We start from the raw sequence: 13435 nt of genomic DNA on the forward strand, positions 1-13435 counted from the left end.
AAAACCGCTGCAAGGGCTTTACATTGGTGCTTATAGCGCGTTGAAGAGCCTGGTCAAAAAATCAGCGCTTCCCTAATCGCTGGTGATTTTTTAAACTGTTGAGTCCGCTCGCCCAACCGGGCAGCGCGCATATTGCATTCGCTCCGAGGAATACCATGGCCCGCGTAACCGTTGAAGACTGCCTAGAACACGTGGAAAACCGCTTTGAGCTGGTCATGCTCTCTACCAAGCGTGCCCGTCAACTGGCCACCGGTGGCAAAGAGCCCCTGGTTCAGTGGGAAAACGACAAGCCTACAGTTGTAGCGCTGCGTGAAATCGCTGAGGGCCTGATGAGCTACGAGTTCATCGCCAACGCTGAAATCGTCGAAGACGAACCGCTGTTCGCAGCGTTCGAGGACGAGTCCAACGAGGCAGTATAAGCCATGCCTGGTCGACGTAGCACGGCGCGGGGTCATAGCAAACGGCAGGTGTCATCATGCCGAGCATAGACGCCCTCGCCGATCGCTTATCGACCTACCTCGGCAAGGACCAGGTCAACCTGGTCCGCCGAGCGTACTTCTACGCCGAACAAGCCCACGACGGTCAACGCCGCCGCAGCGGTGAGGCGTACGTCACGCATCCTCTTGCGGTGGCGAATATTCTTGCCGACATGCACATGGACCATCAGAGCCTGATGGCTGCAATGCTGCATGACGTGATCGAAGACACCGGTATTGCCAAGGAAGCGCTGCAAGCGCAGTTCGGCGAAACGGTGGCCGAACTGGTCGACGGGGTCAGCAAACTGACCCAGATGAACTTCGAGACCAAGGCCGAAGCCCAGGCCGAAAACTTCCAGAAAATGGCCATGGCCATGGCGCGCGACATTCGCGTGATCCTGGTCAAGCTGGCCGACCGCCTGCACAACATGCGCACCCTGGAAGTGCTGTCCGGCGAAAAGCGCCGGCGGATCGCCAAGGAAACCCTGGAAATCTATGCGCCCATCGCCAACCGGCTGGGTATGCACGCCATCCGCATAGAATTCGAAGACCTCGGCTTCAAGGCCATGCACCCGATGCGTTCCGCGCGGATCAACCAGGCGGTCAAGCGCGCCCGGGGCAACCGCAAGGAAATCGTCAACAAGATCGAAGAGTCCCTCAGCCACTGCCTGGCCATCGACGGCATCCAGGGTGAGGTCAGCGGTCGTCAGAAACACCTCTACGGCATCTACAAGAAAATGCGCGGCAAGCGTCGGGCCTTCAACGAGATCATGGACGTTTATGCGTTCCGGATCATCGTCGACAAGGTCGATACCTGCTACCGCGTACTGGGTGCCGTGCACAATTTGTACAAACCGTTACCGGGGCGCTTCAAGGATTACATCGCGATCCCCAAGGCCAACGGCTACCAGTCGCTGCACACCACACTGTTTGGCATGCACGGTGTACCGATCGAGATCCAGATCCGCACCCGTGAAATGGAAGAGATGGCCAACAACGGCATCGCCGCCCATTGGCTGTACAAATCCAGCGGCGACGAACAGCCCAAAGGCACTCATGCCCGCGCCCGCCAGTGGGTCAAAGGCGTGCTGGAGATGCAGCAACGGGCCGGCAACTCGCTGGAATTCATCGAGAGCGTGAAGATCGACCTGTTCCCGGACGAGGTCTACGTGTTCACGCCCAAAGGCCGGATCATGGAGCTTCCAAAAGGCTCCACGGCGGTCGACTTCGCTTACGCGGTACACACCGACGTGGGCAACAGCTGCATTGCCTGTCGGATCAACCGTCGTCTCGCGCCGCTGTCCGAACCGCTGCAAAGCGGCTCCACGGTCGAGATCGTCAGCGCCCCCGGCGCACGGCCGAACCCGGCATGGCTCAATTTCGTGGTCACCGGCAAGGCGCGGACCCACATCCGCCATGCACTGAAACTGCAACGCCGCTCCGAATCCATCAGCCTCGGCGAACGCCTGCTAAACAAGGTGCTCAACGGCTTCGACAGCTCGCTGGAAAAAGTCCCGGCCGAGCGCGTGCAGTTGATGCTCCACGAATACCGCCTCGAATTGATCGAAGACCTGCTCGAAGACATCGGCCTGGGCAATCGCATGGCTTACGTGGTCGCCCGCCGCCTGCTCGGCGAAGGCGAACAGCTGCCGAGCCCGGAAGGCCCGCTGGCGATTCGCGGCACCGAAGGCCTGGTCCTCAGCTACGCCAAATGTTGCACGCCGATCCCGGGCGACCCGATTGTCGGCCACCTGTCGGCGGGCAAAGGCATGGTCGTGCACCTGGACAACTGCCGCAACATCAGCGAGATCCGCCACAACCCGGAAAAATGCATCCAGCTCTCATGGGCCAAGGATGTCACCGGCGAATTCAACGTCGAGCTGCGCGTCGAACTGGAACACCAGCGCGGCCTGATCGCCCTGCTGGCCAGCAGCGTCAACGCGGCCGACGGCAATATCGAAAAAATCAGCATGGACGAACGCGACGGTCGTATCAGCGTGGTCCAACTGGTGGTCAGCGTGCACGACCGCGTGCACCTGGCCCGCGTGATCAAGAAACTGCGCGCCCTGACCGGGGTCATCCGCATCACCCGCATGCGCGCGTAGCCCACCCTTCACAAGGAGTCATACATGACCAAGACCGTTATCAACAGCGACAAGGCCCCGGCCGCCATCGGTACTTACTCCCAGGCGATCAAGGCTGGCAACACCGTGTACATGTCGGGTCAGATTCCTCTGGACCCAAAAACCATGGAACTGGTCGAAGGCTTCGAAGCCCAGACCGTCCAGGTGTTCGAGAACCTCAAAGCCGTGGCTGAAGCTGCCGGTGGTTCGTTCAAGGACATCGTCAAACTGAACATTTTCCTCACCGACCTGAGCCACTTCGCCAAGGTCAATGAGATCATGGGCAAGTACTTCGACCAGCCTTACCCAGCCCGCGCCGCCATCGGTGTCGCTGCACTGCCAAAAGGCTCGCAGGTCGAGATGGACGCCATTCTCGTCATCGAGTAACGGGTAACACGTCCTGGCGCAGCCGCCGCGCTGCGCCAATTCCGTTTTTGAAAGGATTCCGTCATGCGCAAAGCGCTTGCTCTCTCTTTGCTTGCCATTTTTCTCGGCGGCTGTGCCAGCGACCCCACCGACCGCGACATCAGTGGCACCTGGATCAACCAGGCGGCAATCGATGCCGCTGCCAAAGGCGGCCCCTTGCGTGAAGCCCTCCAGGCCTACGGTCCAAACCTGGAATGGGATATCAATACCAGAGCCGGTCAGGCGCGATACACCAACGGCTTCGAAAATGTCGATGGCAAGCTGCTGGGTGAAAAATCCGGCGCCTGGAAGGTCGACTTCTATGGCAGCTCCGGCAACGAGTTGAGCCGTGACGGCAAACAACTGTTGCAGGCGGCCACAGACAACGAACCCGAGCAGGTATTCGATCGCGCCCGGGACGCAGTGCCTGAGGGTGCACCGGTTGGCGCCAGTTTCGAGCGTGCCCTGTACTCTGCATATATGGGCGGCAGCTGGAAAATCCTCAGCGGCTCAGGCGAAGGTAGCACCGTGCAGTTTCAACCAGACGGCCGGGTTGACGGCCTCCCGGGTGCTGATCGTTATGCACTCTGCCTGGCGGGAGATTGTGCCAACATGAGTAGCGGTTATGACAGTCTCTGGCTACAGCAAGGTGGCCAAGGAAGTTCGTGGATCTTTGCGCGCAAAGGCAAGCAGCTGGAAATTTTCCAGGCGATCAACACCTCCCTGGCAGACGAACAGCCATCGTTTACCCCAAGCACTCGGCAATGGTTACTGGAAAAACAGTGATCCAGCAAAAAGGAGCCCGAGGGCTCCTTTTTTCTTTTGCCTGACGACAACCCCCTCAGCATCTATACCAAACGCTCACGCCGTGTCCGGGCGCTCAAAATTGGCAACACTGTTTTCTGCGACCAAACTCCACCGCTGCCATAGTATAGAGGGCCCGGTCGAAGACTCTCCCAAGGATGAATTCATGCGCAGGGCGCTGATCGCTTTTTCATTGCTCGCCATATTCCTCGGTGGTTGTGCCAATGCCCCCACAGAAAATGATATCAGCGGCATCTGGATCAACCAGGGGGCCATCGATGCGGCCGCCAAAGGCCAGCCACTGCTTGAAACACTCAGGGGCCATTCGAACCTGGAATGGGACATCGACAGCCGCAGGGACAAGGCGACGTCCAACAGCGGTGCTGAAGTAGGCGGAGGCCGACTACTGAAGAGAAAACCTGGCGTTTGGACGGTTGACTACAACGGCTACGGTAGCGACGAACTGCGATTCAACGGCAAGCAACTGATCCAACTGGCGAAGAGCTACGAACCTGAGCAGGTGTTTGCTCGCCCCAAAGAGTCGGCGGTGAAAGACCCGCGCTGGGCCGGCACTTTCCGGCAAGCCTTGAATTCAGCCTATATGGGCGGCAGTTGGAAAGTCGTCGACGGTACGGGTAACACCGTACGGTTTTACTCTGACGGCCGGGTTGAAGGACTGCCTGGTGCCGACCATTACGAACTCTGCCTCGCCGGAGACTGCAGCAGCGACATGCCCACTGGATACGACAACCTCTTGCTGCGTAACCAAGACACCGGACGGGGGTTCTTTTTTACTCGCAATGGCAAATGGCTCGAAATATTCGGGATAACCGACATCAACCCCGAGCTGAAGGGCTCGGGTAAACCGTCGACTCGCCAGTGGCTGCTGGAAAAACAGTGATCCAAAACAAAGGAGCCCGCAGGTTTCTGCTCTTTAAACACCAGATCAGATCAACCACCACCTTCAAGAATCGCCGCATACCCCTCTCGGTAACCAGGATAACGCGGCGTCCAGCCCAACGCCTTCGCCCGAGCATTGCTGCAACGCTTGCTGCCGGCACGACGCACACTGGCATCATCGGCCCACTCGGTCACGCCCAGGTACTCACGCAACCAGCCCACCACCTCTGCCATTGGCGCAGGCGCATCATCGACACCTATATAGGCATCATCCAGCGCCACTCCACGCCGATCCGCCTCAAGCAGGAACGCCAGCAACCCCGCCGCGTCGTCGACGTGAATCCGATTGGCGTACAGCGGCGGATCGATCGCCACGCGATAACCGCGACGAACCTGAGTCAGCAGCCACTCTCGACCTGGACCATAAATACCGGTCAGACGCACGATGCTGGCCGGGATGCCACTATCACGCGCCACTTGCTCGGCTTCCAGCATCACACGCCCTGAATAGCCAGCCGCCACGGTCGGCGAATTCTCGTCGACCCACTCGCCCTCTTGCTGGCCGTAAACACTGCTGCTGGAAACGAATAGCAGCCGATCGGGCACTTGCCCGTAGTCGCCCAGCCATTCCAGCACGTGCTGCAAACCCTGAACATAAGCGGCGCGGTATCCGGCCTCATCGTGATCGGTAGCCGCCGCGCAATACACCAGGTAATCCACCGCCCCGATTGGCCAGGTCGCCGGGCAGTCTTTATTGAACAAGTCACCGGCAACGCCAATCACCCCTTGGGGTAGGCGTGAGACGTCACGCCGCAAGCCGTGAACCTCCCACCCCGAATTCAACAATTGCGTAGCCAGACGGCTGCCGACATCACCGCAGCCGGCGATCAAAACAGAAGGCGCGGACATCAGAAGACTCCCTCAAGAAAGGTACAGACTAGCGCCCGAAATGGATAAGCAGCTAGCAATGGAAGAAAAAAAGAGACGCTATTACTTTTGTTAACAAGAATTAATTGCAATAATGCCAGCCACTTTTGTTCTCGGCCTTACGAGGCCTGGAAGAACACTTACCGTCTTTTCCTCTCAGGTCCGGCCAGCATGACACGCAATCAACTCTCCGCTTCGCCAACCAAACGACCTCGCGCCTGGAGCGCGGTAGCCGCCCTGCTGCTCAGCCTGATGCTGGCGCCGACCGCCGCATTCGCCGATGCGCAAGCGCCGGCCACACTGCCTGCGGCCACTCAAACACCAGCCGTTCAAGCCGCACCTGCCGCGACCGATCCGGTCCAGGCCGTAAACGCCGCGGACATGCCGCAAGCTCTCGAAGCCGACAACTCCCTGGGAATGGCCCACGACCTGTCGCCATGGGGCATGTACAAGAACGCCGATATTATCGTGAAAATCGTGATGATCGGCCTGGCCATCGCCTCGATCATCACCTGGACCATCTGGATCGCCAAGGGCTTCGAGCTGATGGGCGCCAAGCGCCGTCTGCGCGCTGAAATCGCCCATCTGAAAAAAGCCGCCACCCTTAAAGAAGCCAGCTCGACAGCGGCCAAGGAAGGCACCCTCGCCAACCTGCTGGTCCACGATGCGCTGGAAGAAATGCGCCTGTCGGCCAACAGCCGCGAGAAAGAAGGCATCAAGGAGCGTGTGAGCTTCCGCCTCGAGCGCCTGGTTGCCGCCTGCGGTCGCAACATGAGCAGCGGCACCGGCGTGCTGGCCACCATCGGTTCCACCGCGCCGTTCGTCGGCCTGTTCGGTACCGTATGGGGCATCATGAACAGCTTCATCGGCATCGCCAAAACCCAGACCACCAACCTCGCCGTCGTGGCCCCCGGCATCGCCGAAGCCCTGCTGGCGACCGCTCTGGGTCTGGTTGCAGCGATTCCTGCGGTGGTCATCTACAACGTCTTCGCCCGCTCCATTGCCGGTTACAAGGCGCAAGTGTCCGACGCCTCGGCAGAAGTCCTGCTGCTGGTCAGCCGTGACCTCGACCACCAGCCGCCCGAGCGCAGCTCGCATCCGCACATGGTGAAAGTGGGGTAATCGGCCATGGGCCTGCATTTGAAAGAAGGCGCAGACGACGATCTGGCCGAGAACCACGAAATCAACGTCACGCCGTTCATCGATGTGATGCTGGTGCTGTTGATCATCTTCATGGTGGCGGCGCCGCTGGCCACCGTGGACATCAAGGTCGACCTGCCCGCCTCCACCGCCAAACCGGCGCCGCGGCCAGAGAAGCCGGTGTTCCTCAGCGTAAAAGCTGACCAGCGCCTGTTCCTCGGCGAAGACGAAGTGAAGACCGAAGCCCTCGGCGCCACACTCGACGCCAAGACCCAGGGCAAGAAAGACACGACGATCTTCTTCCAGGCCGACAAAGGCGTGGACTACGGCGACCTGATGAGCGTGATGGACGCCCTGCGCGCCGCCGGCTACCTGAAGGTCGGTCTGGTCGGACTCGAGACGGCAGCCAAAAAATGATCAACACGCGCCAAAAGCTGACGCGTTACGGCGGTAGCCTGGCCGTGGTGCTGGGCGTCCATGCGCTGGCCATTGCGCTGGCACTGAACTGGACCTCGCGCCCGCCAATCGAACTGCCGCCGCAAGCGATGATGGTCGAGCTGGCGCCGATGCCGGCCCCGCCACCGCCCGCACCGCCGAAGGTGATCACGCCGCCACCGGCGCCGGTGGAAGAACTACCGATTCCAAAACTCGCTGAAGCGCCGAAGGCCGAGATTGCCGTGCCCAAGCCGGTCAAACCCAAGCCGAAGCCGCAACCGCCCAAGCCTGTGGAGAAAAAACCGGAGCCACCGAAGGAAAAGCCTTCCGAGGAGAAGCCTAGCGACGCGCAGCCAACCCAGGCGCCGGCGGAGAAGTCCGCTCAGCCGGCTCCCGGTCCATCACCGGCACAGCAAGCAGCTAAAGCTAACTGGCAAGGAACCCTGCTCGCGCACCTGGCCAAGTACAAAAAGTACCCGGCCAGCGCACAGCAACGCGGCAAGGAAGGTTTGAACCGTCTGCGCTTTGTGGTGGATGCCGAAGGTAACGTGCTGTCGTTCGAACTGGTGGGCCGCTCCGGCAACGCCGATCTGGACCGGGCTACCCTGGAAATGATCCGCCGCGCCCAACCGCTGCCCAAGCCACCGGCCGACATGCTGAACAACGGCTCCATCGAAATCGTTGCACCGTTTGTTTACTCGCTGGAACGTCGCCGTTAAAACACCGCCGCTCCCACAGGCTCTTCGGCGGTTACAAAACCTATAAAAGGCACCGAAAGGTGCCTTTTTGCATATCTGGAAACGGCAAACCTGCATTGCCCAGTGTCACTTAGCACACTCAGTCTGATAACGTGCGTCTATCGATTGCAGCCGGTATGCTTGGCCCGCAACTTCATGGACGCTTGCTATGACTCTCACAGAATTACGCTACATCGTTACCCTCGCCCAAGAGCAGCACTTCGGCCACGCGGCCGAGCGTTGCCACGTCAGCCAGCCAACCCTGTCGGTGGGCGTGAAAAAGCTTGAAGACGAACTCGGTGTGCTGATTTTCGAGCGCAGCAAGAGCGCCGTGCGCCTGACCCCGGTTGGCGAAGGCATTGTCGCCCAGGCGCAAAAAGTCCTGGAACAGGCCCAAGGCATCCGCGAACTGGCCCAGGCCGGCAAAAACCAGCTGACTGCACCGCTGAAAGTTGGCGCGATCTACACCGTCGGCCCGTACCTGTTCCCGCACCTGATTCCACAACTGCACCGGGTCGCCCCGCAGATGCCGTTGTACATCGAAGAAAACTTCACCCACGTGCTGCGCGACAAACTGCGCAACGGCGAGCTCGACGCGATCATCATCGCCCTGCCATTCAATGAAGCCGACGTGCTGACCTTGCAGCTCTACGACGAGCCGTTCTACGTCCTGATGCCGGCCCAGCATCCGTGGACACAAAAAGAATCCATCGACGCCGCTCTGCTCAACGACAAGAGCCTGCTGCTGCTCGGTGAAGGCCACTGCTTCCGCGATCAAGTGCTGGAAGCCTGCCCGACCCTGGCCAAAGGCAACGACGGTGCCAAGCACACCACGGTGGAATCCAGCTCGCTGGAAACCATCCGCCACATGGTCGCCTCTGGCCTGGGCATTTCGATCCTGCCGCTGTCGGCGGTGGACAGCCACCACTACGCCCCGGGCGTGATCGAAGTACGTCCATTGAGTGCGCCGGTGCCGTTCCGCACCGTGGCCATCGCCTGGCGCGCGAGCTTCCCGCGGCCCAAGGCGATTGAAATTCTCGCCGACTCCATTCGCCTGTGCTCGGTGGCCAAGCCGCCAGCGCCGGTGGTAGCCGGTTAAGTCGCTGTCATGACCGAGTTGTCGCAAGTGTCGGTGACGGCACTCAAGGGTGTCGGCGAAGCCATGGCCGAGAAACTGGCCAAGGTCGGCCTGGAGAATCTCCAGGACGTGCTGTTCCACCTGCCGTTGCGCTATCAGGACCGCACTCGCGTGGTCCCGATCGGCCATTTGCGACCCGGGCAAGACGCGGTGATCGAAGGCACCGTCAGCGGCGCCGATGTGGTCATGGGCCGGCGCCGTAGCCTGGTTGTCCGTCTGCAGGACGGCACCGGCGGGCTCAGCCTGCGCTTCTATCATTTCAGCAACGCCCAGAAAGAAGGCCTCAAACGCGGCACGCGGATTCGCTGCTACGGCGAAGCCCGGCCCGGAGCCTCGGGGCTGGAAATCTACCACCCGGAATACCGCGCCATCACCGGTGACGAACCGCCGCCGGTGGATGAAACCCTGACCCCGGTCTACCCGCTCACCGAAGGCCTGACCCAGCAGCGTTTGCGCCAGCTGTGCATGCAAACCCTGACCCTGCTCGGCCCCAGCAGCTTGCCCGACTGGCTGCCGACCGAACTGGCCCGGGACTATCAACTGGCGCCGCTGGCCGATGCGATCCGCTACCTGCATCACCCGCCCGCCGATGCCGACGTCGATGAGCTCGCCCTCGGTCATCACTGGGCCCAGCACCGCTTGGCCTTTGAAGAGCTGCTGACCCATCAACTATCCCAGCAACGCCTGCGCGAAAGCATGCGTGCCTTGCGCGCGCCGGCCATGCCCAAAGCCACCAAGCTGCCAGCACAGTATCTGGCCAACCTCGGCTTCACCCCGACCGGCGCCCAACAACGGGTCGGCAACGAAATCGCTTACGACCTCAGCCAGCACGAACCGATGCTGCGGCTGATTCAGGGCGACGTTGGTGCGGGCAAAACCGTGGTCGCCGCCCTGGCTGCGCTGCAAGCGCTGGAAGCGGGTTATCAGGTCGCACTGATGGCGCCCACCGAAATCCTCGCCGAGCAGCACTTCATCACCTTCAAGCGCTGGCTCGAACCGCTGGGCATCGAAGTTGCGTGGCTGGCGGGCAAGCTCAAGGGCAAAAACCGCGTGGCCGCGCTGGAGCAGATCGCGGGCGGCGCACCGATGGTGGTCGGCACCCACGCGCTGTTTCAGGATGAAGTGCAGTTCAAGAACCTGGCGCTGGCGATCATCGACGAACAACACCGCTTCGGCGTGCAGCAGCGCCTGGCATTGCGGCAGAAAGGCGTCGGCGGGCGGATGTGTCCGCACCAGCTGATCATGACCGCCACACCGATTCCCCGGACGCTGGCCATGAGCGCCTACGCCGACCTCGACACCTCGATCCTCGACGAACTGCCCCCCGGCCGCACCCCGGTGAACACGGTGCTGGTCACCGACACCCGGCGCGTCGAAGTGATCGAACGGGTGCGCGGCGCTTGTGCCGAGGGCCGTCAGGCCTATTGGGTGTGCACGCTGATCGAAGAGTCGGAAGAGCTGACCTGCCAGGCCGCCGAAACCACACACGAAGACCTCACCGCCGCCCTCGGCGAGTTGAAGGTCGGCCTGATCCACGGCCGCATGAAGCCCGCCGAAAAAGCTGCCGTCATGGCCGAATTCAAGGCCGGCAACCTGCAACTGCTGGTCGCCACCACCGTGATCGAAGTTGGCGTGGACGTGCCCAACGCCAGCCTGATGATCATCGAAAACCCCGAACGCCTTGGCCTCGCACAATTGCACCAGTTGCGTGGCCGCGTCGGCCGGGGCAGCGCCGTCAGCCATTGCGTGCTGCTCTACCATCCACCGCTGTCGCAGATCGGCCGTCAGCGGCTGGGCATCATGCGCGAAACCAACGACGGTTTTGTCATCGCCGAAAAAGACCTCGAACTGCGCGGCCCCGGCGAAATGCTCGGCACACGCCAGACCGGCCTGCTGCAATTCAAGGTCGCGGACCTGATGCGCGATGCCGATTTACTGCCCGCCGTGCGCGACGCCGCCCAAGCCTTGCTCGAACGCTGGCCGGATCACGTCAGCCCGCTGCTCGACCGCTGGCTACGCCATGGGCAGCAATACGGCCAAGTGTGAGCACTGTCGCAGTTTCTGGACCCTGGCCTTAAACAAGCTGGTTATACTCCTGCAATTGTTTGAAAACGGATACAGACCATGACAGAAGCTGCCCTCGCCCCTGAAACCCCGCACGCTCCGTCTGTTATTCGGCTGCTGCTCGGCAAACTGGGCATCGCCTACCAGGAAGTCCTCGACCATCACGGCCTGAACGCCGCGCGCAAAGTGCAGGCGGTTTTGCTGGACGATGCCGTCGGCGCGCTCATGGTGCTGTTTCCGCAAAGCCAATTGCTGGACCTCAACCGCCTCGCCGAACTCACTGGCCGCCGGTTGACCGCTGTATCCACCGAACGCCTGGTAAAAATGCTCGGCAAACACAGCCTGAGCCTGCTGCCCGGCCTGCCGGCGCTCACCAGCTCACCGTGCCTGTACGAAGAAAGCCTGCTGCGCGAACCGAAGTTGCTGATCAACTCGGGCGAGCCAGGCGTGCTGCTGGAAATCACCAGCGAAGATTTCAAAACCATGCTGACCAAGGCCAGCGCCGGCAACTTCGGCGAAGCCGTGCACAGCATCCGCCCGAACCTCGACCGTCCCGACGATGACCGCGAGGAAATCACCCAGGCCGTGCAAGCGTTCACCGCGCGGCGCATTCAGCAACGCCTGGAAGCGACCATCGAAATTCCGCCACTGGCCGAAACCGCGCAGAAAATCATCAAACTGCGGGTCGACCCCAACGCCACCATCGACGACATCACCGGCGTGGTCGAAACCGACCCAGCCTTGGCCGCCCAAGTCGTCAGCTGGGCGGCGTCGCCGTACTACGCCTCGCCGGGCAAGATTCGTTCAGTGGAAGACGCCATCGTCCGCGTGCTGGGTTTCGACCTGGTGATCAACCTGGCGCTGGGCCTGGCCTTGGGCAAAACCCTGAGCCTGCCCAAAGACCACCCGCAACACACCACGCCGTACTGGCAGCAATCGATCTACACCGCCGCCGTCATCGAAGGCCTGACCCGCGCCATGCCCCGCGCCCAGCGCCCGGAAGCCGGCCTGACCTACCTCGCCGGCCTGCTGCACAACTTCGGCTACCTGCTGCTGGCCCACGTGTTCCCGCCGCACTTCTCGCTGATCTGCCGCCACCTGGAGGTCAACCCGCACCTGTGCCATAGCTACGTCGAGCAACACCTGCTGGGCATCAGCCGCGAACAGATCGGCTCATGGCTGATGCGCTACTGGGACATGCCCGAAGAACTGGCCACCGCCCTGCGCTTCCAGCACGACCCAAGCTACGACGGCGACTACGCCGAGTACCCGAACCTCGTATGTTTGGCCGTGCGTTTGCTACGTAGTCGCGGGATTGGCTCGGGGCCGGATGAAGACATTCCGGATGCCTTGCTGGAGCGTGTGGGGCTGACTCGCGACAAGGCCAACGACGTGGTCAGCAAAGTGCTTGAGGCTGAAGTGCTGCTGCGTGAACTGGCTTCGCAATTTAGCCAGGCCTGAATGCAGCCATAAAAAATGCCCCACACTTGATCGAGTGTGGGGCATTTTTTTGTGGCGAGGGAGCTTGCTCCCGCTCGACTGCGCAGCAGTCGCAAACCCAGCCACCAAGGTGAGCCTGATTGATCGTTCCCACGCTCCGCGTCACCGCCTCACGCCAAACTCAAGCCTTGGGCTTGGCCTTCTTCGGCTTCAAATACTTGGTCAACCCCTGAAACCAGATCACCAGCGCCGGGTTGCCCTTGATCTGAATCGACTTGTCCTGAATCCCCTGCATAAACGCCAATTGCTTGTTCTTCGCCTGCATCGTGGCAAAGCCATACGCCGCGTCTTTAAAGGCAATCGCAAACGCCGGCTCCGCATACACCCCAGCCTTGCTGGTAATGCGCTGATCCTTCACCACGAAATGCCGCGCCACCTTCCCGTCCAGGGTCTGTAGCTGAAACACCAACGCCTTGTCACCCAACTGCTGCTGAAACGCAGGATTAGTCCGACTGGCCTTACCCATCAACAAACCCAGCATCCACAGAAGAAAACGAAATTTCATGCGCACAGCCTCAAAAGAAAAATGAACGGCCGGCGCAGTGTAGCCGCTCCAAGCCAGAACTCCACCATCGGGTTTCGTTAGAAGAAGATGAACCGTTTTTCCCGCATGATGACCGCCAAGTCACGCTTTGCACTTCATTCTGAGGGATCCGACCTACACCTAAAGAAACACATTCCTGTAGGAGCTGCCGAAGGCTGCGATCTTTTGATCTTGATGCCCTCAAACCACTCGGACATTTCCTTCAAAACGCCGGGCTGCCCATGAACTAGGCACCCTTGGCC

13 protein-coding genes are annotated in these 13435 nt (G+C 60.9%); 11 read left to right on the forward strand and 2 right to left on the reverse strand.

The genetic code is table 11. The features are described from left to right. Positions 1-155 precede the first annotated feature (155 nt). The 5 genes from rpoZ to ACEN9A_RS29155 all read left to right on the forward strand — a co-directional run bounded on the left by rpoZ (position 156) and on the right by ACEN9A_RS29155 (position 4709). Positions 156-419, forward strand: a complete 264-nt coding sequence (gene rpoZ, locus ACEN9A_RS29135; protein WP_003177259.1) for a DNA-directed RNA polymerase subunit omega — start codon at positions 156-158, stop codon at positions 417-419. Between the two features lie 56 nt (positions 420-475). Beyond that, a complete protein-coding gene (gene spoT / locus ACEN9A_RS29140; RefSeq protein WP_007934594.1) occupies positions 476-2581 on the forward strand; it encodes a bifunctional GTP diphosphokinase/guanosine-3',5'-bis pyrophosphate 3'-pyrophosphohydrolase in 2106 nt (701 codons plus the stop codon). 24 nt (positions 2582-2605) lie between these two features. After that, the gene (locus ACEN9A_RS29145) at positions 2606-2986 is read left to right on the forward strand and encodes a RidA family protein (protein WP_003177257.1); all 381 of its coding nucleotides are present in this window, start codon (positions 2606-2608) and stop codon (positions 2984-2986) included. A gap of 63 nt (positions 2987-3049) precedes the next feature. Then, complete coding sequence (locus tag ACEN9A_RS29150; RefSeq protein ID WP_258671626.1) at positions 3050-3790, forward strand: hypothetical protein; 741 nt, start codon at positions 3050-3052, stop codon at positions 3788-3790. Between the two features lie 184 nt (positions 3791-3974). Further along, positions 3975-4709, forward strand: coding sequence for a hypothetical protein (locus ACEN9A_RS29155; RefSeq protein ID WP_019650092.1), 735 nt, complete (start codon positions 3975-3977; stop codon positions 4707-4709). Positions 4710-4759: 50 nt separating this feature from the next. On the opposite strand, the gene ACEN9A_RS29160 is transcribed toward ACEN9A_RS29155, so the two are convergent. Next, positions 4760-5617: an SDR family oxidoreductase gene (locus ACEN9A_RS29160; RefSeq protein WP_019650091.1), complete on the reverse strand. Its 858-nt coding sequence runs from the start codon at positions 5615-5617 to the stop codon at positions 4760-4762. A 189-nt stretch (positions 5618-5806) separates the two neighbouring features. Between ACEN9A_RS29160 and exbB the strand changes: the two genes are divergently transcribed. The 6 genes from exbB to ACEN9A_RS29190 all read left to right on the forward strand — a co-directional run bounded on the left by exbB (position 5807) and on the right by ACEN9A_RS29190 (position 12610). Beyond that, complete coding sequence (exbB, locus tag ACEN9A_RS29165; protein ID WP_258671628.1) at positions 5807-6757, forward strand: tonB-system energizer ExbB; 951 nt, start codon at positions 5807-5809, stop codon at positions 6755-6757. 6 nt (positions 6758-6763) lie between these two features. Beyond that, positions 6764-7192 carry a TonB system transport protein ExbD gene (exbD, locus tag ACEN9A_RS29170; RefSeq protein ID WP_007934588.1) on the forward strand — a complete coding sequence of 143 codons (429 nt, stop codon included), beginning with the start codon at positions 6764-6766 and terminating at the stop codon, positions 7190-7192. Next, entirely contained in the window at positions 7189-7929 is a 741-nt protein-coding gene (locus ACEN9A_RS29175; RefSeq protein WP_258671630.1) for an energy transducer TonB family protein, read from the forward strand. Before exbD ends, ACEN9A_RS29175 begins: the two co-directional genes overlap by 4 nt. 187 nt (positions 7930-8116) lie before the next feature. Beyond that, complete coding sequence (locus tag ACEN9A_RS29180; RefSeq protein WP_008007618.1) at positions 8117-9046, forward strand: hydrogen peroxide-inducible genes activator; 930 nt, start codon at positions 8117-8119, stop codon at positions 9044-9046. A 9-nt stretch (positions 9047-9055) separates the two neighbouring features. After that, complete coding sequence (gene recG / locus ACEN9A_RS29185; RefSeq protein WP_019650087.1) at positions 9056-11131, forward strand: ATP-dependent DNA helicase RecG; 2076 nt, start codon at positions 9056-9058, stop codon at positions 11129-11131. Positions 11132-11209: 78 nt separating this feature from the next. Continuing rightward, complete coding sequence (locus ACEN9A_RS29190; RefSeq protein WP_018927474.1) at positions 11210-12610, forward strand: aminoacyl-tRNA deacylase and HDOD domain-containing protein; 1401 nt, start codon at positions 11210-11212, stop codon at positions 12608-12610. 160 nt (positions 12611-12770) lie between these two features. On the opposite strand, the gene ACEN9A_RS29195 is transcribed toward ACEN9A_RS29190, so the two are convergent. Next, positions 12771-13154 (reverse strand): helicase, encoded by a 384-nt coding sequence (locus tag ACEN9A_RS29195; RefSeq protein ID WP_258671632.1) that lies wholly within the window; start codon positions 13152-13154, stop codon positions 12771-12773. Between the last annotated feature and the right edge of the window lie 281 nt (positions 13155-13435).

It is taken from the genome of Pseudomonas sp. Pseusp18 (assembly GCF_059506005.1).